The 24,456-nt window shown below is 71.6% G+C and carries 26 protein-coding genes and 2 tRNA genes; 11 read left to right on the top strand and 17 right to left on the bottom strand.

Annotated features, from left to right (window positions below; genetic code table 11):
- Positions 1–360: 360 nt before the first annotated feature.
- Entirely contained in the window at positions 361–1,314 is a 954-nt protein-coding gene (locus NFR49_RS09305) for a linear amide C-N hydrolase (RefSeq protein ID WP_251159316.1), read from the bottom strand.
- A 78-nt stretch (positions 1,315–1,392) separates the two neighbouring features.
- Positions 1,393–1,674 (bottom strand): hypothetical protein, encoded by a 282-nt coding sequence (locus tag NFR49_RS09300; RefSeq protein ID WP_251159315.1) that lies wholly within the window; start codon positions 1,672–1,674, stop codon positions 1,393–1,395.
- Between the two features lie 264 nt (positions 1,675–1,938).
- On the opposite strand from NFR49_RS09300, the gene NFR49_RS09295 reads away from it, so the two are divergent.
- Positions 1,939–2,217, top strand: coding sequence for a helix-turn-helix transcriptional regulator (locus NFR49_RS09295; protein ID WP_251159314.1), 279 nt, complete (start codon positions 1,939–1,941; stop codon positions 2,215–2,217).
- A gap of 75 nt (positions 2,218–2,292) precedes the next feature.
- Here the strand turns inward: NFR49_RS09295 and NFR49_RS09290 are convergent, their stop codons facing one another.
- From NFR49_RS09290 to NFR49_RS09280, 3 genes are all read right to left on the bottom strand, one after another.
- A complete protein-coding gene (locus tag NFR49_RS09290; RefSeq protein WP_251159313.1) occupies positions 2,293–2,964 on the bottom strand; it encodes a flavin reductase in 672 nt (223 codons plus the stop codon).
- Between the two features lie 81 nt (positions 2,965–3,045).
- Positions 3,046–3,720, bottom strand: coding sequence for a hypothetical protein (locus NFR49_RS09285; protein ID WP_251159312.1), 675 nt, complete (start codon positions 3,718–3,720; stop codon positions 3,046–3,048).
- 55 nt (positions 3,721–3,775) lie between these two features.
- Positions 3,776–4,567: an HAD family hydrolase gene (locus tag NFR49_RS09280; protein ID WP_251159311.1), complete on the bottom strand. Its 792-nt coding sequence runs from the start codon at positions 4,565–4,567 to the stop codon at positions 3,776–3,778.
- Between the two features lie 189 nt (positions 4,568–4,756).
- Between NFR49_RS09280 and NFR49_RS09275 the strand changes: the two genes are divergently transcribed.
- Both NFR49_RS09275 and NFR49_RS09270 read left to right on the top strand, forming a co-directional pair.
- Positions 4,757–7,516 (top strand): phosphoenolpyruvate carboxylase, encoded by a 2,760-nt coding sequence (locus NFR49_RS09275; RefSeq protein WP_251159326.1) that lies wholly within the window; start codon positions 4,757–4,759, stop codon positions 7,514–7,516.
- Positions 7,517–7,629: 113 nt separating this feature from the next.
- A tRNA-Met gene (locus NFR49_RS09270) sits at positions 7,630–7,706 on the top strand.
- 54 nt (positions 7,707–7,760) lie between these two features.
- On the opposite strand, the gene NFR49_RS09265 is transcribed toward NFR49_RS09270, so the two are convergent.
- Positions 7,761–9,245 carry a carbohydrate-binding domain-containing protein gene (locus tag NFR49_RS09265; RefSeq protein WP_251159325.1) on the bottom strand — a complete coding sequence of 495 codons (1,485 nt, stop codon included), beginning with the start codon at positions 9,243–9,245 and terminating at the stop codon, positions 7,761–7,763.
- Between the two features lie 153 nt (positions 9,246–9,398).
- Between NFR49_RS09265 and NFR49_RS09260 the strand changes: the two genes are divergently transcribed.
- The 5 genes from NFR49_RS09260 (at position 9,399) to crcB (ending at position 12,322) form a co-directional block, all read left to right on the top strand.
- On the top strand, positions 9,399–10,178 hold the full coding sequence (locus NFR49_RS09260; protein ID WP_251159310.1) for a polyphosphate polymerase domain-containing protein: 780 nt from the start codon (positions 9,399–9,401) through the stop codon (positions 10,176–10,178).
- Positions 10,163–10,843, top strand: coding sequence for a DUF4956 domain-containing protein (locus NFR49_RS09255; protein ID WP_251159309.1), 681 nt, complete (start codon positions 10,163–10,165; stop codon positions 10,841–10,843). Before NFR49_RS09260 ends, NFR49_RS09255 begins: the two co-directional genes overlap by 16 nt.
- 66 nt (positions 10,844–10,909) lie before the next feature.
- A tRNA-Met gene (locus NFR49_RS09250) sits at positions 10,910–10,986 on the top strand.
- A 272-nt stretch (positions 10,987–11,258) separates the two neighbouring features.
- Positions 11,259–11,822 (top strand): flavin reductase family protein, encoded by a 564-nt coding sequence (locus tag NFR49_RS09245; protein WP_251159308.1) that lies wholly within the window; start codon positions 11,259–11,261, stop codon positions 11,820–11,822.
- Between the two features lie 131 nt (positions 11,823–11,953).
- Positions 11,954–12,322: a fluoride efflux transporter CrcB gene (gene crcB, locus NFR49_RS09240; RefSeq protein WP_251159307.1), complete on the top strand. Its 369-nt coding sequence runs from the start codon at positions 11,954–11,956 to the stop codon at positions 12,320–12,322.
- Between the two features lie 57 nt (positions 12,323–12,379).
- Here crcB and NFR49_RS09235 read toward each other — a convergent pair whose 3' ends face one another.
- Complete coding sequence (locus NFR49_RS09235) at positions 12,380–12,802, bottom strand: YjdF family protein (protein ID WP_251159306.1); 423 nt, start codon at positions 12,800–12,802, stop codon at positions 12,380–12,382.
- 218 nt (positions 12,803–13,020) lie between these two features.
- Positions 13,021–13,431 carry a hypothetical protein gene (locus NFR49_RS09230; RefSeq protein WP_251159305.1) on the bottom strand — a complete coding sequence of 137 codons (411 nt, stop codon included), beginning with the start codon at positions 13,429–13,431 and terminating at the stop codon, positions 13,021–13,023.
- A 108-nt stretch (positions 13,432–13,539) separates the two neighbouring features.
- Here NFR49_RS09230 and NFR49_RS09225 point away from each other — a divergent pair, with 108 nt between their 5' ends.
- On the top strand, positions 13,540–14,394 hold the full coding sequence (locus NFR49_RS09225) for an HAD hydrolase family protein (protein ID WP_251159304.1): 855 nt from the start codon (positions 13,540–13,542) through the stop codon (positions 14,392–14,394).
- A gap of 73 nt (positions 14,395–14,467) precedes the next feature.
- On the opposite strand, the gene NFR49_RS09220 is transcribed toward NFR49_RS09225, so the two are convergent.
- Together NFR49_RS09220 and NFR49_RS09215 are read right to left on the bottom strand one after the other, a co-directional pair.
- Positions 14,468–15,619, bottom strand: coding sequence for a toxic anion resistance protein (locus tag NFR49_RS09220; protein WP_251159303.1), 1,152 nt, complete (start codon positions 15,617–15,619; stop codon positions 14,468–14,470).
- A 9-nt stretch (positions 15,620–15,628) separates the two neighbouring features.
- Complete coding sequence (locus NFR49_RS09215; RefSeq protein WP_251159302.1) at positions 15,629–16,831, bottom strand: 5-bromo-4-chloroindolyl phosphate hydrolysis family protein; 1,203 nt, start codon at positions 16,829–16,831, stop codon at positions 15,629–15,631.
- A 125-nt stretch (positions 16,832–16,956) separates the two neighbouring features.
- Here NFR49_RS09215 and NFR49_RS09210 point away from each other — a divergent pair, with 125 nt between their 5' ends.
- Positions 16,957–17,658, top strand: a complete 702-nt coding sequence (locus tag NFR49_RS09210) for a DUF554 domain-containing protein (protein WP_251159301.1) — start codon at positions 16,957–16,959, stop codon at positions 17,656–17,658.
- 56 nt (positions 17,659–17,714) lie between these two features.
- On the opposite strand, the gene NFR49_RS09205 is transcribed toward NFR49_RS09210, so the two are convergent.
- Positions 17,715–17,897 carry a hypothetical protein gene (locus NFR49_RS09205; RefSeq protein WP_251159300.1) on the bottom strand — a complete coding sequence of 61 codons (183 nt, stop codon included), beginning with the start codon at positions 17,895–17,897 and terminating at the stop codon, positions 17,715–17,717.
- A 47-nt stretch (positions 17,898–17,944) separates the two neighbouring features.
- Positions 17,945–18,550 carry a hypothetical protein gene (locus NFR49_RS09200; protein ID WP_251159299.1) on the bottom strand — a complete coding sequence of 202 codons (606 nt, stop codon included), beginning with the start codon at positions 18,548–18,550 and terminating at the stop codon, positions 17,945–17,947.
- A 246-nt stretch (positions 18,551–18,796) separates the two neighbouring features.
- Between NFR49_RS09200 and NFR49_RS09195 the strand changes: the two genes are divergently transcribed.
- Complete coding sequence (locus NFR49_RS09195) at positions 18,797–19,240, top strand: protease inhibitor I42 family protein (RefSeq protein ID WP_251159298.1); 444 nt, start codon at positions 18,797–18,799, stop codon at positions 19,238–19,240.
- Positions 19,241–19,321: 81 nt separating this feature from the next.
- Here the strand turns inward: NFR49_RS09195 and pepT are convergent, their stop codons facing one another.
- The 5 genes from pepT to NFR49_RS09170 form a co-directional block, all read right to left on the bottom strand.
- Positions 19,322–20,581, bottom strand: coding sequence for a peptidase T (pepT, locus tag NFR49_RS09190; protein WP_251159297.1), 1,260 nt, complete (start codon positions 20,579–20,581; stop codon positions 19,322–19,324).
- A gap of 79 nt (positions 20,582–20,660) precedes the next feature.
- Positions 20,661–21,344 carry a PspA/IM30 family protein gene (locus NFR49_RS09185; protein WP_251159296.1) on the bottom strand — a complete coding sequence of 228 codons (684 nt, stop codon included), beginning with the start codon at positions 21,342–21,344 and terminating at the stop codon, positions 20,661–20,663.
- Positions 21,345–21,366: 22 nt separating this feature from the next.
- Positions 21,367–22,380: a hypothetical protein gene (locus NFR49_RS09180; RefSeq protein WP_251159295.1), complete on the bottom strand. Its 1,014-nt coding sequence runs from the start codon at positions 22,378–22,380 to the stop codon at positions 21,367–21,369.
- A gap of 337 nt (positions 22,381–22,717) precedes the next feature.
- The gene (locus NFR49_RS09175) at positions 22,718–23,923 is read right to left on the bottom strand and encodes a glycosyltransferase family 4 protein (RefSeq protein ID WP_251159294.1); all 1,206 of its coding nucleotides are present in this window, start codon (positions 23,921–23,923) and stop codon (positions 22,718–22,720) included.
- Between the two features lies 1 nt (position 23,924).
- Positions 23,925–24,440 (bottom strand): MogA/MoaB family molybdenum cofactor biosynthesis protein, encoded by a 516-nt coding sequence (locus NFR49_RS09170; RefSeq protein WP_251159293.1) that lies wholly within the window; start codon positions 24,438–24,440, stop codon positions 23,925–23,927.
- Positions 24,441–24,456: the final 16 nt, after the last annotated feature.

Raw genomic sequence — 24,456 nt, 5'->3', positions numbered from 1 at the left:
CCCAAAGGCCGCGGTATCCGGTTCTCAAGGTCCGTCGCGCCGGGACCACCAGGCGGTGGGTGCCGCGGCGCGAGAAAGAACAATACAGGGCTTGGAGCCCCATGCCTTCGAGAATCTCGGAATAGGCTTTCCCCTCATTTTTCCTTCACAAGGACGAGGGGGCATCATTCGTACCCGCACCGGCGGACAACGGCGTCGGCGCACTACAACTATGGCCCGATTCCTGCGATTTCCCGTGCTAACGCCGGCAAACGGCACCGTTCCGTCGGCAAGCGAACCCCATGGATGCGAAGGGGCGGGGCACCGGGAAGGCGCCCCGCCCCGAGGGACGTGCCGTATGGGACGAGCCGTATGGGACCCCTAGGCGGCCGCCACCTTGGCGGGGCCGTCGATCCCCTTGCAGTCGTCGAAGGTGACGGTGCGCAGGGCCGGGTCCTCGTAGGTGCTGTAGTAGTACGTCTTCGTGGCGGAGGAGTAGCCGCCCGTGTAGAAGGTGTACTCGAAGTCGCCGGACTCCTGGCGGCAGTAGCCCTTGACCATCGAGACGGCGCCGAGGGTCCTGAAGAGGCGGGCGACGTTGGCCTTCTCCCCCTCCTCGTCGGGATAGAGGGCGTTGAGGATGGCGACGCGGACGAAGCGCGAGATGGCGGAGGGGTCGCCGGGCAGGCCCATCATCGAGGGGCCGACGCCCATGGCGGAGAGGTGCTCCTCGCGCAGGGTGACCTCGGGGGTCCAGGCGTTGTCGAGGTGCACGTAGTTGCGCATGTTCTCGCAGTGGAACCTGAACTCGGGCTGGTTGGTGAGGACGTCGAAGCCATCGTGGCTCACCTTGAGGCCGTCGGCGTCCTGCTCGACGACGATGGAGCGCTCGCCGTCGGCGACGAACCAGTGGAGGGGCGCGGGCTCGAGGGACGGGGAGAAGCTGTCGTTGGCGATCACGGTCCCGGCGAGGGCCTTCTCGACCTCGTCAACCGAGGAGAACGTCCCGCACACCCAGAGCGGCATCTCGAAGCTGGCGATGTTGGTCTTGCCCTCCTCGGGGTCGCGGTAGACGCCGAAGCCGCCCGCGAACGAGAGGCCGGCGCAGTAGAGGCCGTCCTCGTTGGCGCAGTCGAAGAACAGGGGCATGCCCTCCTCGACGATGGCCATGCCGATCAGGCCGGTGCGCGTCTTGAACGCGCCCTCGTGGCGCGACTGCCACTCCCAACCGGCGGGGACGGCCACGGGCCCCTCGCCGTAGCTGATGCCCCAGTCGTAGTTACGACCGCAGTACAGATGACCCTCGGGGTCGCAGAACCGAACCGCTGTGCACATCGCAAGCCGCCTTTCCCGGGCCTGACCCGGACTCGTTTTGATGTCTGTCGGCTCGTACCCGTATCGCGGCGGTGCAGACTACCAGCAGTAGCTTCTGCCGAACTGGTCCACAAGCTCATGGACCTCGTCGTCGGAGCAGTCGATGCCCAGGCCGCGGATGCGCTCGGGGAGCTCACCCTCCGAGGCGAGGAGCAGGGAGTCGAGGCGCCGCTGGTTGGTGCGGGCGCACTTGAGGGCGGCGAAGAGGCTCTTGACGAGCGCCTCGGCGCTCACCTCCTCCTCGGCGTCCATCTGGTCGAGGGCGAGTCTCGCCTCGTAGGCGATGTCGGAGGAGTCTACGGAGAAATCCCGGGCCTTCATCTGCGGACCTCCCTATGGGGTGACGGTTTGCGGCGCACGTCGCCGCGCGCTGGGAGGGCTATCCCCCCTTTTTCGGGCCCCGTGGCACTCCCATGGGGACCACCCCCGACTCGCCCCATACCTGATACGTCTCCCAAGGAATCTGGAAGGGGCCTTGAGGGGAGACATAAGAAGAGGGTCCCGTCGTCCATCGAGCTGGGAGCATGCAAATTGCTAACCGGTGGTTAGTGGAGGCCCCGACCGGCCTCACCCATCTTCAGAGCCATGAAGGATTCTGCTTACACCACGTTTCTCGCAGGGCTCGGCCGCAGGCTCGGCGCCGTGCGACGCTCCCGCGGGCTCTCCCAGGAGCGCGTGGCGCAGATGCTGGACATGGACCGCGTCTCCATCGGCTACATCGAGCAGGGGCGCCGCTCGCCGCGGCTGGCCACGCTCTACCGCCTGGCCACGCTCTACGACGTCCGGGTCACGGACTTCTTCGACTTCGAGGAGACCGCGGACGAGGCCCTGGGGCGCCTCGTCGACGACGGGCCCGGGGCCTGATCCCACGCACAAGACAAGGGAGGGGCCGCGCCTCGACGGGCGCGGCCCCTCCCCCGTTCTCGCGTCGGGTCGCCCCTACTCGTGGTCGTGGTGGCAGCAGCCCTCGCCGTGGCCATGGCCGTGGCCGTTGCCGTGGCAGCAGCCGTCGCCGTGGTCGTGGCCGTGGCAGCAGCCGTCGTCGTCGCCATGGTCGTGGCCGCAGCCGCAGCCCTCGTCCTCCTCGTCGTCGAACATGTCGGCCGCGAGGTACATGTGCTCGATGGAGCCCACGTACAGGGTGTGGAGGTCGTCGTCGGGATAGTTTTCGCCGTAGACCTCGGGCGCCGTGAAGCAGCCCTTCTCGAGCTGCTGGGCGTAGAGCTTGTGGCAGACGATGACGAGCTGGGCCTCCTCGAAGGCCATGCTGCCGTCCACCTGCATGGGGGAGAGGCCGGCCTCGAGGGCCTTGTCGGTGTCGCGGCCGCTCGTGGAGCCGCAGACCCTGAGGGCGTCGCGCTGCTCCTCCCCGAAGAAGCTCAGCGTGAAGTCGTCGGACCGGTCCACGAACTCCTTGGTGTAGCGCTGCGGGCGGATGTAGCACGTGGCGACGGGGCGGTCCCACAGGACCCCGAGCCCGCCCCACGACGCGGTCATGGTGTTGAAGGCGGAGTCGTTGCCCGCGGTGACCAGCATCCAGTCGTCGCCGATCAGCTCGAACGGGTTGAACTGCAGGTCCTTGGGGTCGATCTCAACGAACTCTCTGGGCATTGTCCCTCCTTGTAGACGATGGGCGCCCGGCCGGCAGCGGCGCCGGCGCCCTCCATGGTCCCAGCTTATCCAAAAACGGGGCTACGGCCCCACGGCGGCGGACGCCACGGCGGCCTTGACGGCGTCGACGACGGCTGCGGGGGCGTCGGGGGACCAGGCGCCCTCGACGACGTGGACCTCTCCGCCTTCGGCCAGCAGGAGCTCCGTGCCCTCCATACCGTCCTCCCGCAGGGGGAGCGTGGCGCGCCACAGGCCGTCCGCGCCCCGCTCGACGGCCACGTCGGCGTCGGCGGAGCCGCCCTGGGCCGACGAGACGGTGCGGGCGAGCGCCTCCATGTCGTCGGCCGAGGAGACTGACGGCACGGGGCCCATGGCGCTCGCCTCGGCGGTGTCGGCGGTCACGCGGGCGACGTCGCCGTCCGACGTGGGGGAAGCCCCCTTGACGCCCGCGACGTCGACCTCCACCCAGTTGTCGGGGACCTGCACCGTGACCCCGCCCGCGGAGAGGGACGTGAGGGTCCCGGAGGGCTCGGGCACGGACCCGCCGGAGGCCCCGTCGGAGGACTCCGCCGCCCCGGACCCGCCGTCGGCCGGCGCGGCGCCGCCCAGGGACCCGAGCGGCGAGAAGACGTCGAGGTCGAACGCCACTGCGAGCACGGCCGCCACGGCGACCACGGCGGCCACGGGCAGCCAGCGCCGCCAGCGCGCCGCGGGGGCTCCCCCGTCCCGGCCTTCCCCGATATGCCTGTCGTCCATGGGCCCTCCCGTCGCCGGCTCTCGTCCCAGGGACCCTACCCGCCCCGGCGCCGGCCTAGCGCGGGACGGCCCCCGGTGTGGAGACGAGCCCCTCCAGGGCGCGGGCGACCCCGTCCTCGCCGCAGGGGCCCACCACCCAGCGGGCCCGCTCGAGAACGGCGGGCTTGGCGTCGGCCACCGCGCAGGAGTTGGGGAACGCCCCGAGGACCTCGAGGTCGTTGTCGGAGTCGCCGAAGACGAGCACCTCGTCAGGGGCGGCGCCCACCGCCTCGGCGAGGGCCCGGGCGCCGGTGGCCTTGGAGCAGCCGGCTGCGAGCACGTCGAGGATGGGCCGGCCGCGGGTGGGGCTCACGAGGTCGAAGGCCGGGTACAGGGCGGAGAGGTAGCCCGCGGCCGCCGCGAGGTCCGCCCCCTCGGGCAGGTGGATGTTGGCCTTGGTGAGGCCGGCCAGGGCCCCCTCCCCGTGGCTCGCGAGCCAGGGGCCGTCCACGACGACGAACTCCCCTGGCAGGCCCGGGAGCCCGCACACCCCGAGCTCGCCGATGCCCTCACGCCGCACCCTGAGGGCGAGGTCGGCCAGGGCCGCCGGGTCGTAGAAGCGGGCGTGGACGCGCTCGCCGTCGAGGTAGGCGACCATGCCGTTGTCGAACACGCCGGACCGATACAGGTCGCCCGTGCCCGGGCCGAAGAGCCCCGGCAGGTGCGCCGGGGAGCGCCCGGTGCAGGGGCCGAAGACCGCGCCGTGGGCCATGACGGCGCGGATGGCGGCCGCCGCGCGGCCGGTGAGCCCGGAGCGGGGCGTGTCAAGCAGGGTCGCATCGAGGTCGGAGAGGACGAGCTTTATCAACGTTTTCCTCCATCGGGACGGGCGTCGGGTCACCCCACGATTATAGGGACGGCCCCGTAGCTGCATGGAGCCTGACAGCGGGGCCGACCCCCTGAAACAGAGGCGACACGGTCTTGGGGTACAGTCTTCGGCGCATAGGTGAACCCTTTGGACGAGGAGTTTGGCGTGACCCAGACAGAGACTCACCCTATGGAGCGGCTGAAGGACGACGGGATCGACACCCCCGAGCGGCAGGTGGCCGCGGAGCGGGCCCTCGACCTCATCGACATCCCCGACGAGCTCAAGCACAACATGATGTTCTTCCTGCACCTCGTGCGCGAGGTGCTCGACGAGTACGACGGCGGGCTGCTCGACCTCTTCGACCGCCTGCTCGTGGACGCCGTGGTGGTGAACCTCCCCGTCACGGCGAGCCGCACGGAGATCTCCCCCCTCCTCGGCCGGTACTCCGCCGACGACGCGTTCGAGGACGCCGTGGCCACCCTCGACGGGCTGCCCGTCGACCGCGCGACCATGCTCGTGCGCGCCTTCACCGTCTTCTTCCACCTCGCCAACATCTGCGAGGAGGACTACCGCGTCCACAGCCTCGACGCCCGCGAGGCCGCCGTGGCCACCACCGAGGCCGAGGACCCGGTGAACGAGCTCACCGTGGGTTTCCACCACCTGATCGACGAGCGCGGGCGCGTGAAGGCGCAGGGCATCCTCGACCGCCTGGAGTTCCGCCCCGTGTTCACGGCGCACCCCACGGAGGCCCGGCGCAAGGCCATCGAGGGCAAGATCCGGAGGCTCTCCGCCCTCCTCGACGAGCGCGGCCGCCTCCATGGCATCAACCTCTTCGAGAACGAGCGGCAGATGAAGCAGGAGATCAGCGCCATGGTGCGCACCTCCCCCATCTCCCACCGCAAGCCCACGCCCGTCGAGGAGGCCGACACCGTCATCGACATCTTCGACAGCACCCTCCTCGACGCGGTCCCCGAGGTCTACCGCCGGTTCGACGACTGGGAGCTGGGCCCCAAGGCCGGCGCCGTGCCCCCGATGTGCCCGGCCTTCTTCCACCCGGGCAGCTGGATCGGCTCGGACCGCGACGGCAACCCCAACGTCACCGCCAAGGTGAGCCGCCTCGTGGCCGAGAAGTACCGCATCCACGCCGTCAAGACGCTGGCCGCGCGCTGCGCCGAGGTGGGCCGCAACCTCACCCTGGACAGCACCTACACCAAGCCCTCCCGGGAGCTCGCCAACCTGTGGAACCACCAGGTGGAGATGAGCGAGGTCCTCACCTCCAAGGCCGCGGGCATGTCCACCCGCGAGACGCACCGCGCCGTCATGCTCGTGATGAGCGAGCGGCTCCTGGCCACGGCCACCCGCACGGCCGACATCATGTACCGGTCCGTGGACGAGTTCCTCGACGACCTCCGCGTGGTGCAGCGCTCCCTCGAGGAGGCCGGCGCCCGCCGCGAGGCCTACGGCCCCCTGCAGAAGCTCGTCTGGCAGGCGGAGACCTTCGGCTTCTCCCTCGTGGAGATGGAGTTCCGCCAGCACTCCCTCGTGCACCGCCGCGCCCTCGAGGACATCCGCGAGCACGGCCGCTGGGGCGAGCGAGGCGAGCTCGAGCCCATGACCCGCGAGGTGCTCGACACGTTCCGCGCCATCGGCTCCATCCAGCGCAAGAACGGCGTCGACGCCGCCCGCCGCTACATCATCTCGTTCACCCAGAGCGCCGAGGACGTGGCCAACGTCTACGAGCTGGCGCGGCTGGCCTTCGCCCACTCCAAGGACGTGCCGCAGCTGGACGTCATCCCGCTCTTCGAGCAGGTGGAGGACCTCGAGCGCGCCGTGGACACCCTCGACCAGATCATCGAGCTCCCCGACGTCCAGCGCCGCCTGGAGCAGACCGGGCGCCGCATGGAGGTCATGCTCGGCTACTCCGACTCCTCCAAGGACGCCGGCCCCACCGCCGCGACCTTCGTGCTCAACACCGCCCAGGAGGCCATCGCCCGCTGGGCCGAGCGCAACGCCATCGACCTCGTGCTCATGCACGGCCGCGGCGGCGCCGTGGGCCGCGGCGGCGGCCCCGCCAACCGCGCGGTTCTGTCCCAACCCAAGGGGTCGGTCAACTGCTGCTTCAAGCTCACGGAGCAGGGCGAGGTCATCTTCGCCCGCTACGGCAACCCCACCCTGGCCCGGCGCCACATCGAGGGCGTGGCCGGCGCCACCCTGGTGCACGCCAGCACCTCGACGCAGCAGGTGAACGGCGAGGCGGGCATCGAGTTCGCCGACCTCGCCCAGACCCTCGAGGACGCCTCCACGGCCAAGTACGCCGAGCTCCTCGGCACGGACGGCTTCGTGGAGTGGTTCTCCCAGGTGACGCCGCTGGCCGAGATCGGCCTCCTGCCCATCGGCAGCCGCCCGGCCAAGCGCGGCCTGGGCGCCAAGTCGCTCGACGACCTCCGCGCCATCCCCTGGATCTTCTCGTGGTCCCAGGCGCGCCTCAACCTGGCCGCCTGGTACGGCCTCGGCACGGCCTGCGAGACCGTGGGCGACCTCGAGCTGCTCCAGGAGGCCTACCGCCGCTGGCCGCTCTTCACCACGTTCATCGACAACATCGAGATGTCGCTCGCCAAGACCGACGAGCGCCTGGCCCGCATGTACCTCGCCCTGGGCGACCGCGACGACCTGGCCGAGACGGTGCTGGACGAGATGACCCTCACCACCCGCTGGGTCCTGGCCATAACCGGCAACGAGTGGCCGCTGCAGAAGCGCCGCGTCCTCGGCCCGCTCGTGCGCATGCGGCGCCCCTTTGTGAACGTGCTCTCGCTGGCCCAGGTGCGCGCCCTCGACCGCCTGCGGTCGAAGGAGGGCGACGAGATGGGTGACGAGGAGCGCGCCGAGCTCACCTACCTCATCCTCTGCACCGTGAGCGGCGTGGCCGCCGGCCTCCAGAACACGGGCTGAGGTGCCGCAAGGAAGCCCCAACCTATATGGCGGGAGCGTGGACGCCCCTATGGGTTTGACAGGCGCCACGGAGCGGCGTAGTGTCTCTTCTTGCGCTGAGGCGCACCCGATATTGCGGGGTGGAGCAGTCTGGTAGCTCGTCGGGCTCATAACCCGAAGGCCGTAGGTTCAAATCCTGCCCCCGCGACCACACAAGATGCGGGCCGGCTCCCCTTCCGGGGCAGCCGGCCCGCTTTTTGTCTCCCTATCGGGCCGCGGCCGGCCCTCCCTGGCCGGGGGCGCCAAAGCCCCCGGGAGGCTCCGTCGCCCCGCCGCCCGGCGAATCGCCCGCCGACGGCGGCTCGGGCGCCAACCCGGACGCCGCCCCCGGCTCCCCTGCCGCCCCGGGGTCCCTGCCGCCCGGGGCACCGGGCACCGTCTGGCCCACGGTGGTCACCCCTTCCGTCAGCTCCGCCTCGCACGACCCGCCCTCCCAGGTCACGGTGCAGGGCCCTGCCTGCAGCTCCGGGCTCGACACCACGGCGTAGGTACTGGCCTGCGGGACCTCGAACCGCGCCATCTCGGCGCCGTCGGAGTCGGCGAGCACCACGGCGCTGCCCGCCGGCACCGTGGCCCCGAAGCCCACGACCGCGACGGGCTGGGTGGCCTCGGTGGGCCACGCCGCCATGCCCCCGCCCACGGCCACGAGCGTGCCCCCGGAGACGACGCAGCTCTCCTCGAAGTCGAGGGCGCCGTCTGCCTGGCCGGTGCAGGCGGCCACCACCGTGCCGCCGGAGAGCTCGAGCGTCCCATTGGAGTCGATGGCGTCGCCGGCGGCCGTGAGGCTGACGGTGCCGCCGCTCACCCTCACCTCGAAGGGACCCGTGTCGCCCGCGGCGTTGATGGCGTCGTCTGTGGAGGAGACCGACACCTCTCCCCCCGACACGGTCACCGAGGAGCCCTCCAGCCCCTCGGTGCAGGAGGTCACGGTGTGGGTGCCGGCGGTGACCGAGAGGGCGCCCTCCGTGTGGACGCCGTCGTCCCCGGCCGAGACCGTGGTCGTGGCGTCCGCGAGCACGAGGTCGCCGTCGGAGCGGAGGCCGTCGCCCTCACCTGCTTCCACCTCCACCTCGGCCCCCTGGTCGACGGTGAGCGATCCCTTTCCCTCGATGCCGTGGTCGGGGGCGGACACCACGAGATGGACGCCCGTGACGCTCAGGGAGCCCTTGGAGGTCACCGCGTCCTTGGCCCCCGCCTGGACCTCGAGGGTGCCCGTCCCGCAGAGGACGAGGTCGGTCTCGGAGTAGAGGCAGGCGTCGGCCCCGTCGGCCGGGGCGTCGCCGGCGTCCGAGACGCGGTTCTGGGTGCCGTCGGCGACCTCGACCACCACCTCCCCGGCCGCGACGACGTCGAACGCACAGGGACCCGAGCTCGCCAGGGAGACGCCGTCGAACACCACGGACACGTCCTGGCCGTCGGCATCCACCACCACGGAGCCATCGGAGAGCGACCCCGAGAGCCGGTAGGAGCCGCCCTGGGAGATGGTCACGACGTCGCCGTCGGCCCTGGCGCCCGCCCCGTCCACGGTGGTGGCGCCGTCGGCGAGGGCGATCGTCGTGGAGGGGCCGGCCGTCCCGGCGCCATCGGGGGCGGCCGGGACGGGGGCCGCGCAGCCGCCCAGGGCAAGGGCGGCGCAGACACCCGGCACAAGGGCGATCGCACCGCCTCGGACCCAGTCGAATCCTCTCATGGCCACAGGCCCCCTTCCCTCTCGGCTTCCTTCCGTCGAGGCCACTGTGGACGCCGGGCCTAAAGCCTCCCTAAACCGCGCCCGCCACTTAAGGGACGCTTTAGGGCCCGGGGCCACCATGACGGCGGTAGCGGCGAGACGGGAAGGAGTGCCGTGCCCCCCAACCTCACGCGCTTCGAGCGCATCGAGAAGAAGTACCCCTTGGACCGCGGTGCCATGGTGGCCCTGGAGCGGATCCTGGAAGGCCGCCTGGAGCCCGACCCCTGGGGAGCCTCCACGGTGTCCAACGTCTACTACGACACCTGCGACCTGGCCCTGGCACGACGTTCCCTGGCAAAGCCCCCGTACAAGGAGAAGCTCCGGGTGCGCTCCTACGGCCCCACCGGCCCGGATGACACCGTCTTCGTGGAGCTCAAGAAGAAGTGGCGGGGCGTCGTCTACAAGCGCCGCATCGCCGCGACCGAGGCCCGGGCCGCCCTCTGGCTCTCCGGGGGACCGGCACCTCCCCTCGAGGGCCGCGCCGACGCCCAGGTGGCGGCCGAGGTCGAGCGCTTCATGGCCGACTGCCCCGTGAGGCCCGCCATGGTGGTCGCCTACGAGCGCCACAGCCTCGTGGACCCCGGCGACGGCGGGCTGCGCGTGACCTTCGACGAGAACCTCCGCTGGCGCCGGGACCGGCTGCGCCTCTCGGCGGGGTCCCACGGGGAGGCGCTGCTCGACGGGGACCGGGTGCTCATGGAGGTCAAGGTGTGCGGCGCGATGCCCCTCTGGCTCTCCCGGGCCCTCGGGGAGGTGGGCGCCCGACCCTCGTCGTTTTCAAAGTACGGCGCGTGCTGCCGGGAACTCGCGGCCCGCGACCGGTCCGTGCTCGTCCGACCCTCTGCGGCCGGACACCGCCATCTGACAGAGGAGGAGCCATGTCCGATCTTCTGAACCTGCTGGGCGCCCAGGGGACCACGGCCTTCGACCCGGTCCGGTTCGGGGCCCTCATCCTTGCCTCCCTGGCCCTGGGATGCATCCTGGCCGCACTCTACGAGCGGCGCTACGGGGGCAGCGGGGGCCTTATCGTCACCCTGGCCCTGCTGCCCGCCACAGTGCAGACCGTGATCATGCTCGTGAACGGCAACGTTGGCACGGGCGTGGCCGTGGCCGGGGCCTTCTCCCTCGTGCGCTTTCGCTCGGTGCCCGGCACCGCCACAGAGATAGGGGCGGTCTTCGTGGCCATGGCCCTGGGCCTGGGCTGCGCCATGGGCCAGGTGGTGTGTGCCGCGATGCTCCTGGGGGCGTCGGTGGCCCTGGTGGCCGCGGCCGAGGCTGTGGGCCTGGGGCGTCGCAACGGGGGCAGCCGCCTCCTCAAGGTGACGCTCCCCGAGGGGACCGATTGGGACGGCCTTCTCGACGACCTGTTCCGGGACCACGGGGCAACCTGGGAGCTCACGGAGGTGCGCACGAGCCACCTGGGGTCGCTCATCGACCTCAGGTACCGGGTGAGGTTCAGAGGGGGCGAGATGCCCGCAACGTTCCTCGACGCAGTGCGCACCCGCAACGGCAACCTCCCGGTGTCGTGCGCCAAGGTAGAGGACGGGCAGTCCCTGTAAGGCGGCCCTTGACGCGGGCGGGGCGGCGGCGTATCGTGTCTGTCTGCGCTGAGGCGCACCCGATATTGCGGGGTGGAGCAGTCTGGCAGCTCGTCGGGCTCATAACCCGAAGGCCGTAGGTTCAAATCCTGCCCCCGCGACCACACATGATGCGGGCCGGCTTCCCTTCTGGGGCAGCCGGCCCGCTTTTCCTTTACCGCACGTTCGCCTTGATAATCTTACAGAGGAACGCGGTCGCCCCCGCGCAAGAGGCAGGGCCCCGCGATGGCCACGGGCCGCCCTCAATACTATCTTTTTAGATAGTATTGGACAAAATAGTGCGTTCTTTCTTCTCGGCATGCTCCGACCTAGAGTTCGACCTGTAGGGGACGTCGGCGACGGCGCCGGCGGCGACCAAGGGAAAGGCAGGTAGACCATGGCAACAAAGAACCTGGGCGGCATCGGCGAGCTGTTCCCGCAATCGGTGTTCATCATCGCGACCTACGGCGAGGACGGCACCCCCAACGCCATGAACGCGGCGTGGGCCGGCGAGTGCACGCGCAACGAGGTGTGCCTCAACATCGGCGACCACAAGACCACCGCCAACATCGTGGCCAAAGGCGCCTTCACCGTGGCGCCGGCCGACGCGGCCCATGTGGTGGAGGCCGACTACTTCGGCATCGCCACAGGGAAGAAGGTGGACAAGGCCGCCGCGTCGGGCCTCACGTTCACCCCGTCGGAGTTCGTGGACGCACCCGTCATCGAGGAGTTCCCGCTCACCATGGAGTGCGAGGTGACGGCCGTGCAGGGCGACGAGCACGGGGCGCGCATCGCGGGCCGGGTGGTGAACACCCGCGCAGACGAGTCGATCCTCGACGGGGAGGGCCGCGTCGACTTCACCAGGATGCGCCCGATCGTCTACGACAGCAGCCACCGGTCCTACCGCGTGGTGGGCGAGGAGGTCGGCGGCGCCTGGAAGGCCGGCAAGGCCCTGATGTGACAGGGAACGGCACCGTGGGCGTATGGGGCCCCGGCCCGGGACCGCGGTCCCGGGCCGGGGCCCCATCGCAAAAGGGATGCGGAAGCGGCGGGTGACGGCGTAAAGTGCGTGGGGACACGAAAGGAGCCTCGATGACCGACATGCTGCTCGTGGCCGCAGGCGGGGCGGCGGGCTCCGTTGCCCGCTACCTGCTCTCCCTCGTGCCTGCGCCGGGCCCGTGGCCCGCCATGACGCTGCTCATGAACCTCGCCGGCGCCGTGCTCATCGGCATCGTCGCCGGGCTCGCGCCCGCGCGGCTCTCCCCCCAGGCCACCCTCCTCCTCAAGACCGGCCTCTGCGGCGGGTTCACGACCTTCTCCACGTTCTCGCTGGAGACCGTGACGCTCTGGCAGCAGGGCCACACGGGGCTCGCCTGCCTCTACGCGGCGACCTCGGTGGTGCTGTGCGTGGCAGGCGTCCTCGTCGGCCAGGCCGTGGCCGGCTCACTGGCCCGGGGTTAGGCGGGCGCCGGACGCCGGGCGGGGCGGGCGGCAGAGGCGCCCGGACCGGGCTTGGCGTCAGCGGCCGCGGTGGCGGCGCTTCCGACGCTCCCTGCGAAGCTCGTAGCGGGCCTCGGCATCCACGGCCTTGCGGTCGCGTTCTCGGCCCTTGCGCTCCTGCGCGCACGCCTCCCGCTGGCGCGCCAGGGCCTCCTGGGCCTTGGTGGACGGGCCCCGGTCACCGAGGGCGCGGGCGACCTCGCGCTGACAGCGCTTGGGGTTTGTGGGCAGCGGGTCCTGCGGGCGGCCCTCCCCCATGGGAAAGCGGATGGACGACCACCGCGCCAGCACGAACCGGTGCAGCTCCTCGGCGGACGGCTCCGCCCCAAAGACCTGCCGCACGCACCCGTAGCGGCTGCCGTCGACATGCTCCATCAGGCCCACCCAGAACTGGCCGTCGAAATAGACGGTGAGGGTGGACGACGTGCCGGTCATCCCCATGGCGATCCTCCTTTATGTGGTGGCGACGCGTTGGAGAAGGGACAACCAAGGAGGCAGGTTACTGGCGGCGTGGGCCGCGCCCCGACTACCCGACGGGGCCGTGTTTTCATCTCCGTGAGCCGATGGTAGCAAAGGGAGAGACTCGGCAGCGGGCGGCGGCCGTCGGGTGGAGGCGCGACGGCAGGCGGCAGAGGTGCCTGGCCAAGATGCAAGGGGGGTCAGGCCTGGCGGAAGAAGCGCTTGCCGAGGAGGCGGCCGGTCCCGGCACCCGGGCCCCAGCTGATGAGGCCGCGGTCGTCGTAGACGCCATGGGAGTCCATGCCGTCGACCTCCACCCCCTCCACATGCTCGTCGAGGGCGGAAAGCGAGAAGGCATTGAGGAAGCGGCCGTCCAGCACCTCGCGCCAGTCGCGTCCCAGGCCCCGGGACACCGACTCGAGGTCCCCCATGGAGAAGAGGCCTCGGGCGAGGCAGGTGGCCGCGGTGTCGTCGGGGATCTCGGGGAAATGCTCGAACACCCAGTCCTCGAACAGCCAGCGGACCTCGTCGGGAAGACAGGGAATGCGGGACGCACCGTCGATGGTCACCATGGCGAGCCTCCCATCGTCGCGTGGGCGGAGCATCATCATATTACACGTTTTCGATATATTCAAGTTAGTTTAAGACTGCGGACACAGGAGCGCGACACAGACGCCGTGGCTAGAATGGTTCCTTGCAGATTCCGCAGAAAGGACACCATGACGACACCCCACGCACCCCTGGTCGCATTCTTCGACATCGACGGCACCCTCATCGACTCGGACCCCGAGGCCTACGCCGCCGCCCAGGCGCCCGGCGCCTCCCCGGAGGAGCAGGAGCGCGTCTTCCTCCCCACCCGGAACGTGCGCGACGCCGTGGCCGAGTTCGTGGACGCGGGCAACCTGGCGTTCCTCTGCTCGGGACGGCCGCCCTCGGGCCTCGCCCTCCTCATGGACTCCGTGCCCTTCTCGGGCTACGTGGCCCTCGCGGGCGCCTTGGGCGTGATGGACGGCCGCGAGCTGTTCAGCCACACGGTGGACCGCGAGACCATGGCGCGCGCCATCGGGGTGTTCGACGAGTGCTCCGTGGCGGCGCTCCTCGAGGGCACCCGCGGCTCCGTGGTGTTCATGCCGGCCGGCGAGCACCCGGACATCGACCTGTCGGTGCCCGTGGTGACGAGCGTCGCAGAGGCCGTGGCCGCCATCGACGACCTCGCCCTGGTGAAGGCCTTCTGGATGGCCGAGGAGGACGGCCGCCTGGACCCGCGCCGCGAGGAGCTCGCAGGGCTCTTCCGCATCAGCGACCTCGGCGTGGGCGGGTTCGAGCTCACGGTGCCAGAGATCTCCAAGGCGAGCGGCATGGCCGACGTCCTGGCCGCCGTGGGCGACCACGGGACGGTGTACGGGTTCGGCGACTCCGAGAACGACACCCCCATGCTCGAGGCGGCCGACGTGGCCGTGGTCATGGAGAACGGCGTGCCCTCCGTGCGGCCGCTCGCCGACGTGACCGCCCCGCCCGTCTCGGAGGACGGCGTGGCGACGGTGCTGAGGGCGATCCTCGCCGGCGAGCTGTAGGCGGAACGACGCGAAAAAGCGGGCGCGACCCGGCATCCGGGACGCGCCCGCTTCCATGTCTGCCCGATGCCCCCTAGCCCCGGACCTCCAGCAGCTTCTTGCGGAGCTCGGCCTCCATGGCGCGGAGCTCGGTCTCGGCCTCGGCGCGCTTGGCGCGGCCCTCCTGCTGGATCTGCATGACCTCGTCGAAGGTCTGGATGAGGCTCTCGTTGGTGGCCTTGAGGGTCTCGATGTCCACGATGCCGCGCTCGTTCTCGCGGGCGATCTGGGTGGTGGACGTCTTGAGCATCTCGGCGTTCTTCTTGAGCAGGTCGTTGGTCATGTCGGTGACCGTGGTCTGCGCCTTCACCGCGGCGTCGGCGTTGGCGATGCCCAGGGCCAGCACCATCTGGCTCTTCCACAGCGGGATGGTGTTGACGATGGTGGTCTGGATCTTCTCCACCATGAGCATCTCGTTGTTCTGGACGAACCGGATCTGGGGCGCCGTCTGCATGGCGATGGTGCGGGTGAGGTCGAGGTCGGAGAGCTTCTTCTCGAAGCGGTCGCAGGCGGCCGTGAGCTTCTGCACCGCCTCGGCGTCCTCGGTGCGGCCCGTGGCGCGGGCCTTGGCGGCGAGCTCGGCGAGCTGGCCGGAGCGCACCTCCTCCAGCTTCTTGCGGCCCGCCAGGATGTACATGGTGAGCTCTTTGAAGTACGTGAGGTTGAGGTCGTAGAGCCTGTCGAGGATCTTGGCGTCCTTCATGAGGGTGAGCTGCTGGTCCTTGAGGTGCCCCACGATCTTGTTGACGTTGTTCTCGGCCTTGTCGTACTTGGCCGTGAGGGCCTCCACGCGGCTGGCCCCGCGCTTGAAGATGCCGAGGAACCCGCGCTCCTCCCCCACCTCGAGGCTGCGGAGCTCGCCCACGACGTCGGTGATGAGCTCGCCCACCTCGCCGAGGTCCTGGGTGCGCACCTTCTCGAGGGCGCTTTGGGAGAAGTCGGCCATCTTCTTCTGGGCGCCGGCGCCGTAGGAGAGCACGAGCGCGGAGTCGGTGAGGTCGATCTGCTTGGCGAAGGCGTCCACCTGGCGGCGCTCGTCGTCGGAGAGGAGGTCCTCGTCGAGGGAGGCCACGGGGACCGCGGCCTCTTCCTCCTCCACGGCCACGACGGGCTCGTCGCCGAGGTCGGGGCTGAGGGTGAGGGTGGGTACGGGCTCGCCCGCGAGGGCGTCGAGCTGGTCGTCCATGGGTACCTCCTAGTCCTTGGCGGCCGGGCCGCCGCGATCGATGAGACCTTCCTGGGCGAGGACGTCGTTGAGCACGGAGATGTCGGCCGAGACGTCCCAGGTCATGTCGCGGAAGATGGTGTCGAGGAGGCGCTCGTAGGCCACCGCGAGGGTGTCGAGCGTGCCCTCGATCTCCTTGCGCGACGTGGAGATGTTGACGCCCTGCACCGGCTGCTCCTCGAGGTCGTCGTAGGCCTTGAGGAGCTTGACGGTGGTGGGCAGGTAGTAGTTCATGAAGCGCTCGAGGTCGTCGGCCACCTCGGGGTGCTGGGACGCGTAGGCGAGGATGTTGGTGGCCACGCACTGGATGCGGTCCACCTTGGCCGACACGGCGTCGTCGTCGATGGCCGCGTTTGCCTCGTCGAGCTCCGCCAGGTAGGCGGCGCCGCGCCGCAGCAGGGGGCGCACCTGCTCGGGGGCGTCGTCCACGGAGAACGGCGCGTCCCCGGCCTCGGCCGCCGACGCGGGCCCCACGGGCTCCACCTTGGCCTCCACCCGCTGCGCCCGGCTGGCGCGGCGGGCCTCGGCGGCAGCGCGCTCCTGCTCCTCCACGGCGGCGAAGGCGGTCTCGGTGACCACGAGGGTGCGGCCCGAGGACGACAGGCGCCCCTCGCGGAGGAGGCCCTTGACGATGAGGCGCCGGGCGTCTGCCCGGACGGCGTCGGCCTTGCGGCCCACCTGGTGGGAGAGCTCCGCGACGGTGCAGGCCTCTCGGCTGCCGATGACGCGGCGGTAGGCGTCGAACCGCCGGGCGAGGGAGAGCCGGTCGACGCCCCCGCGCAGGAGTCCCACGGACAGGAACAGGAAGACGGCGATGACGGCCACCAGCCCCATGTCCATCACACGCAGCGCCAGGGCGCCGAGGAGCCCAAGGACGAACGTGAGGGTGAGCATGGCGCCGAGGAACGCGGCGACGGCGCCCGTGACGCGGAGGCCGACCGCGGAGCCGTAGCGGGCCGCCACGCGCTCCCGGGCCACGCGCTCCTCCTCCTTGCGGCGGGCCTCGGTCATGGAGGCCGCCACGGCCTCCTGGGCCTTGCGCACACCCTCCCCCGCCGCCGCGGCGGTGCGCTCCACCATGGTGCGGAGCTCGGCGAACTCGCGACTGTCGATGGCGTCCTGGACCATCGACCCCAGCGACTGGAAAACGTCCTTGTCCCCGTTGTCTGCCATGGGAGCCTTTCCGCCGGGCGCACAGGGCGTGCCCGATTTCCTAGAATGGAAGGTGCTTTTCAGCAGCCATTGTAGTCTACCCGCCCCATCCGACCATGCCCGGGGCACGGGGAGGGGCGGTTTCCATGGTTATACTCGGCGCCTTGGTCAACGGAGCGCTCACGGTGGCCGGCGGCGTGGCGGGGCTCGCCCTGCGGCGCCACGTGTCCCAGGGGCTGGGAGACTTCCTCATGGAGGGCCTGGGGCTCTGCGTCATCCTCGTGGCCGCGGGCGGCATGACCGGCTCCACCCCGGTGCTCGCGGTGGTGGCCTCCGTGGTGCTCGGCAGCCTCCTGGGTCGGGCGCTGGGCATCGAGGGCGCCCTCAGGCGCCTGGGGGACCGGGTGCAGGACGCCCTGGCCCACCGCTTCCGGGGCTCGGCGGCCATGGGCCGCTTCTCGGAGGGGTTCGTCGCGGCCACGCTGTTCATCTGCGTGGGCTCCATGGCCGTCGTGGGGTCGCTCCAAAGCGGTCTCTCGGGCGACCACTCGACGCTGTTCGCCAAGGGCGTCATCGACATGGTGGTGGTGGCCGTCATGGCCGCCTCCATGGGGGTGGGCGTGCCCTTCTCGGGGCTCTGCGTCTTTGCCTACGAGGCGCTGCTCAGCGCGGGCGCGAGCCTGCTCTCCCCCGTGCTCACCGACGCCGTCATCTCGGCCATGACGGTCACGGGCTCGCTGCTGCTCCTGGCCGTGGGCCTCAACATGCTCGGGGTCACCCGCATCAAGGTGGCCGACATGCTGCCGGCGGCCTTCGTCCCGGTGCTGCTCGCCCCCTGGCTGGGATAGCGGCCCCGGCCGGGTCCGCCGGGCGCCCGTGCGGGCCCTGGGGCAAGCCGCGCCGCCTAGAAGAGGCGCGCGGCCTCCCCGCGCCCGCCCGCCGAGAGAATCTCCTCGGCCTCGCGCGCCGCGAGGGCGGCCTCGTCGGGGACCGCGGCCTCCTCGTCGGGAGACCCCTCCACGGTGGGGAGCCCCTGGTCGCAGGGGTCGAACTCGGCGCCTCGGTAGGGACGGTCCTCGGATGCCATGGTCCTCTCCTTCCCGCCCACTCGGGGCGTCTGGGGTTTCCGAGGGCCTATGCCCGGTAGCGGGCCGGCTTTTTCGCCGCCGTGGGCGAAGCCGCGGAATCTGCGGGGGTACCGTGGCGCCCGAGCACCTCCACGGGCGGCACGGAGTCGCTGGGCCTGAGCCCCGCGTCGCCGCCGTGCTCCCAGAGACGGCCCTCGAGGACGCGGAAGGGCGCCGTCACCACGGGCACGCAGCCGTGGTCGAAGGGCGCGGCGCCCGCGCTCACGAGCGTGAGGACGTAGGGCGCCAGGACGAACGAGGCCACCTGCCAGCCCACGCCGGCATGGAAGCACTCCGCCACCGCGGCCACGCACCAGGCGTAGCAGATCCACACGACGGCGGCCGGCACCACCCAGAACTGCTGGAGAAAGCCCGTGGGCATGGCCCAGAAGACGCCCACGGCGGCGGTCCCGGCGAGGGCGACGCCGTAGAGGAGCACGCAGCGCGCGGAGCGGAACAGGAGGTAGGGGCCGTAGAGCGGCACGAGGAAGAGCCAGGGCCTCTCCCCCGTGCGGCCGAGCGCCCGGCAGCCACCCACGAAGAACAGCACGACGCCCACCACGGCGACCGCGGCCGCCAGGCCCACGAGGGCAGAGAAAGCGATGACGCCCATAGAACCTCCCACCGGTGCGCCCCGGGCCGCGTCGCCCGGGGCCGTCCCCTTCTCGGGCTCATTCCCCGATTATGGCGGGACCTGCGCGTCATGGGCAACAAGGTGCGGGGTGCGCAGGAACGGCATCCAAGGTACGTGGCCGTCCTGTGGTCAAACGGCGGGGGCATTGTGGAACCGTCCCGGCCGTGTCCCAACGGACCCGGCGATGCCACACCATGGGGCAAGGCAGAGACGAGAGGGGGCACCATGGGAAAAGGGAGACGGGCCTTGGCGGCCGTGGGAACGGTCGCCGTCGCCGGCGCGCTCTGCGGCCTCGCGTTCTTCTCCAAGTCCAGCTACCCCACGGTCACGGTGCAGCTGCCCGCCAACCGGGCGGCCGGCTACACCTGGGTGTGCTCGGTGAAGCCGGAGGGCTCCTTCGTCACGGTGGGCACGCGCTACGCGCCCGAGGACGGCGACGACCCGGACGGCGGCGGCGTGGAGACCTTCGTCCTCCAGAGCCGAAGCCAAGGGACGTCGCAGGTGTCGTTCGCCTGCGTCGACGGCGACGACGGCAGCATCGACTCCACGGCCACCTACGAGTTCACCACCGAGGGCTCGACCATCCGGAGCAGCGGCACCACGGCCGACATCTCCGACACCCTCATGGCCCCCTTCGAGGCGAAGGTGGCCGCGGGAAACGCCGCATAAAGAAGGACCCCGGTCAAACGCAGGAGGCCACGCACCCCCACCCGGGTGCGGGGCCTCCCCTGTCCCGGGGCGGCGCCGGGGTCAGGCGAACGACGCCACGAGGGCCTGGAGGACGTCCACGGTGGCCTCGAGGGCGGGCACCGGCACGAACTCGCGCACGGAGTGGGCCAGGCGGCCGCCGGTGGCGAGGTTGGGGCACGGCAGGCCGCGGAACGTGAGCTGGGCGCCGTCGGTGCCGCCGCGGGCGGGCACGCAGACCGGGGTCACGCCGCAGGCCTCCATGGCCGCCTTGGCGCGGTCCACGAGGAACTCGGCCCCGTCCAGGCGCTCGGCCATGTTGCGGTACTCCCGCTTGACCGTGAGCCGCACGCGGCCCTCCCCGTGCAGCCTCTCGACATACGCGGCGGCCGCGGCCATGAGGTCGAGGCGCCCCTCGAAGGAGGCGGCGTCGAAGTCGCGCACGAGGTAGGAGGCACGGCACTCGTCCACGGTGCCCGACACCCCGTGGCAGTGGAAGTAGCCCTCGTAGCCGGCGGTGTGCTCGGGGCGTGCGGCGGCCGGCAGCATCCCGTCGAACTCCTCGAACAGGCCGATGGCGTTGACCATGCGGTCCTTGGCGTCGCCGGGGTGCACGCCCTCGCCGGTGAAGACGGCCTCCACCGAGGCGGCCGAGAAGCACTCGTAGTTGAGCTCGCCCAGGGCCTCGCCGTCCACGGTGTAGGCGTAGGCCGCGCCGAAGGCGTCGAGGTCGAGCAGGGCCGCGCCGTGGCCGATCTCCTCGTCGGGGACGAAGGCCACCGCGAGGGGCGGGTGCGGCAGGGATGGGTCGGCGAGGAGCCGGGCCACGAGGGCCATGACCTCGGCCACCCCGGCCTTGTCGTCCGCCGACAGGAGCGTGGTGCCGTCGCTTGTGACCACGGCCTGCCCCGCCAGGGACGGCAGGTCGGGCACGGCCGCGGGGGTCACGGACACGGTGTCGGAGATGACGAGGTCGCCGCCCTCGTAGGGCACCACCTGCGGATGCACGCCGCGGTTGGGGGCGTCGTGGGCCGTGTCGATGTGCGCGATGAGCCCGAGGGCGGGACGGTCGGCGGCACCCGGCGACGCCGGCACCCTGGCGGTCACGTAGGCGTGGTCGTCCACGGTCACGTCGCTGGCGCCCAGGGCACGGAGCTCGTCGGCGAGCAGGGCCGCCATGGCGTGCTCCGACGGGTCGCTCGGCACCCGCTCCTCGTGGTCGGGGTCGCTGGGCGAGTCCACCTGCACGTAGCGCAGGAAGCGGCGCAGCACGTCGCTCGTGTCGGGGCTCGCCATGACCGTCTCGGCATCCAGGGCCTTCATCGTGCGTCTTCCCTTCTCCATGGGAGGGGGCCCGGCGGCCGGCCGCCGGGCCCCCTCCGCGTCTCCCCCGGACCCCGTCCTAGTCGAGGCCCATCTCCTTCTTCATGGCTGCGAGCTCGTCGTCCACCGCGGCGGACGCGCCGGCGGCGGCGTACTTGGCCTCCAGGGAGGCGGCGGAGTCCTCGGGCTCGGCGTTGAGCTCCTCCATGGCGTTGGAGCGGTCGAGCATCTCGTCGGCCTTGGCCTCCATACGCTCGAAGGCGGCCACGGCGCCCTCGGCGCGGTCGGCGCCGCCGGTCATGCGGCCCACCTTGTCCTGGGTCTTGGCAACGGCGGCCTTGGCCTTGATGACGTCGCGGCGGCCCTTGAGGGTGTTGATGTCGTTCACGAGCTTGTCGTGCATCTGGCGCATCTTCTGCGCGTTCTCGTGGGCGGCGTCGTAGGCGGCGATGAGGCCGGTATTCTTGGCCACGAGCTCCTGCTTCTTGGCCAGGAACGTGCGGGCGTCGCCCTCCTCGCCGGCGGCGAGGGCGCGGCGGGCGAGGCCGTCGTACTTGTCGATGTCGGCCTGGTTGGCGTCGACGAGCCGCTTGCAGCGGGTCTCCTCGGCCATGACGCCGGCGGTGGCCTCCTTGACCTCGGCGAGGCTCTCGGTGAGGTCGCGGAGGTACTGGTCGACCATCTTGGCGGGGTCCTCCGCCTTGTCGAGCAGGTCGTTCACGTTGGCCTTGATGATGGAGGTGAAACGGTCGAGGATGCCCATGGCGCCCCCTTTCCCGGCCCGCCTAGCGGGTCGTCTCGTCGTCGGAAGCCGACGCCTTGTCCGTGTACTTCTTCTCGAGGTCGGCGAGGTCCTTGTCGCCGAAGGTCTCCAGCGGGGTCTTGAGGACCTCGTCGAGGCGACGGTCGCGCTCCTCCTGCCGCGCCTTGCGGCGACGCCAGAGCATGTACCCGCCCGCGCCCACGATGCACACCCCGAGGCCGCCGGCGACCCACAGGCCGGCACGGCGCCCCTCCGCGGGATCGGCCATGATCTGGGAGGCCGTGCGCTCGAAGGCCTGGGAGAATATCTGCTCCTCGGAGAGGGAACGGTCGGCGTAGGCGCGGTCGAGCTCCTTTGCCAGGATGCGGCAGGCCTCGTCGTCCATGACGGAGCGCGCGGCCGAGCCCACGGAGTAGCCGCAGTTGTAGCCGCCGGAGCCGTTGTCGCAGAACACGAGGACGAAGTGGCCCTCGTCGGAGAAGCTCTCGTCGTAGACCTGCTCGGCCATCTCCGTCAGACGGTCCGTGGACGTGGTGGTGCCGTTGGGCAGGATCACAAGGTAGGGGCGCACGCCGGTAAGGCGCCAGAACTCCTCCATGCCATCCTCGAGCTGCGACGTGTTGTGGACCCAGTCGCCGTCCCGGTCGGTGTAGAGGGGCGTGACCTCGGTCGTGCCCTGGGGCAGCGCCGTGCGCTCGTGGGTGGACGACGCCTGGGGGTACGCGCCCGACGGGCCCGAGCACGACGACGGCGCGCAGCCGAACGACGTGACGAGGGCGAGGACGAGGAGCACGGCGCAGACGGCGATGAAGACGGTCCCGCAGCCGCAGCCGCCCGACGACGCCGGGGCGCCCTGGCCGGCGGGGGGCACAGGCGCGCCCGGGGCGGCCCCCTGGCCCTGCGGGGCCGTGGGGGCGGGGGCCTGCCGCGCCGTCGTGCGGCGACCGGACCCGCCCAGGGAGCTGCCGATCATGCCGCCGAGCATGCCTCCCCAGAAGCTGCCGGACGACCCGCCGCGGTAGCGCCGCGGACCCATGGGGCCCATCGGGCCCAACGGACCCATCGGACCCATCGGGCCGAAGCCCATGGGCGGGCGGCCGCCGCCCGAGGAGCTGCGCCCGCCGGAGCGCGACCCCCCGGAGAACCCGCCGGATGCCCGGCCGCCGCCGGAGAAGCCGCCTCCCCCGCCACCAGACGCGCCGCCGCCGGACCTACCCATAGGGACCTCCCCCTCGATCGGTTGCTAGGTGGAAGTGTACCCGAGCCGGACCCGGTGCAGCCGGGGCCCGGGTGCGGAGGGCGGGGCGGGGGCCGGCGCCCCAGGGCCATGAATTATCGAAAAGGGCGCGTGACAGGTGGATCAGGCACCGGTGTCACATCGCCGCGCCGGAGGCGGCGAGCACCCGGTCGAGCACCGCGTCCCAGGAGAGGGCCGTGGCGTCGAGCGACGGCGTCGGGTCCGCGAGGGACGCCGCGAGCCGCCCGGCCAGCCGCTCCTCGAAGGCGGGGAGCTCGTCGGGGCGGGGCTTGTCGACGTCGGTGACCGTGGGCGGCACCACCCAGCGCACCGGGGCGTCGGGCAGGCCGGCCGCGAGCCAGGGGCGCACGCCCGGCAGGTCCGTGAGCACCGCCTTGCAGCCGCAGGCCAGGGCCTCCACGGCCACGAGGGGCAGGCCCTCGAAGAACGACGGCAGCACGAAGGTGTCGGCCGCGCGGTACTCCGCCGCGAGGCTCGCCGGGTCCAGGCGCCCGAGGAACTCCACGGGGGTGGAGAGCCCCTCCGCGGCCGCGCGGATGGCGTCGCACTCCGCCTGGGCGCTCCCCCACCCGCCGGCCAGGCGCAGCCGCGACGGCCCCCGGCCCTCGCGCTCCAGGCGCGAGACGGCGGCCAGCAGGGACGGCACGCCCTTGGCCCGGCAGACCTTCCCCACAAAGAGGAGGGAGCCGGGGTCGCGGGGGACGGCCGGGTCGGGGTGGAAGACCTGCGGGTCGTAGCCCACGCCCACCACCGTGACGGCGCCGGGGTCGATGGAGAAGACGTCGGCGATCTCCTCGACCTGCGCGTCGTGGAGGGCGCAGACGCCGTCGAGGGCGCGGACGGCTGGGACGATCCTGTCGCGCCCGAGGCCGTGCTGACGAAGCTGCCGGAGGTCCGTGGAGTGGCTCACGGCCACCACGGGGATGCCGTCCACGACCTCTCGCACGACGGAGGTGGCGAGGTAGAGGTGGTGGCAGACCACGACGTCGGGGCGGAACCCCGCCACGGCCCGGCGCACCGTCCGGGAGAACGCGCGCACGAAGGCCTCCTCCATCACCGGCGTGAGGTCGCGGTAGCGCGTGGCCGGGTAGGGCATCACGTCGCTCATGCCGCACACGTGGAACGGGAGCTCCCCGGTGCAGAAGCGCACGGGGTAGACCGCGGCGCCGGCGGGAACGGCGTCCAGGGGGTCGCCGTCGTCGATGCCGCAGACCACCGCGGCCTCGTGGCCGGCGGCAAGCTCGCTGCGCACGAGGGCCGAGAGATACGTGCCGCTGCCGGTGGAGTCGGGCTTCTGGGCCGACACGTTGAGGATGCGCATGCTAGGCCCCCGCCGCGCAGTCGGCCGTGCCGCCGCGGAGCATGGCGAGCCCGTGGGAGACGGCGCCCACCACGGCGGAGAGGTTCTCCACGGCCGCCCGCGGGCTGCCCGGCACGTTGACGATGAGGGTGCGGCCGCAGATGCCGCTCACCTCGCGCGAAAGGCAGCCGTGGGGCGTCTTGGCCAGGGACACCGCGCGCATGGCCTCGGGGATGCCGGGGCACAGGCGCTCCGCCACCTGGAGCGTGGCCTCGGGCGTGAGGTCGCGGGGCGAGAAGCCCGTGCCGCCGGTGGTCACCACGAGGGCGACGTCGCGCGCCACGTAGCCGCGGAGCGCGGCCGCCACCGGCTCCACGCCGTCGGGGACGATGGCGCGGTCCACCACGGAGAAGCCGTTCTCGGCGAGGAGGTCGGCGACCGCGGGGCCGCTGCCGTCGGGGCGCTCGCCGCGGGAGCCGCGGTCCGACACGGTGAGGACGGCGGCGGTGAATGGTGCGTCGGGGCAGGCGCGGGGCATGGCGTTCCTCTCGGGG

It is taken from the genome of Caniella muris, assembly GCF_943193035.1.
Taxonomy (GTDB): domain Bacteria; phylum Actinomycetota; class Coriobacteriia; order Coriobacteriales; family Atopobiaceae; genus Granulimonas; species Granulimonas faecalis.
The sequence above is the reverse complement of the archived record's forward strand: the minus strand, read 5'-3'. Positions and strand labels throughout refer to the sequence as shown.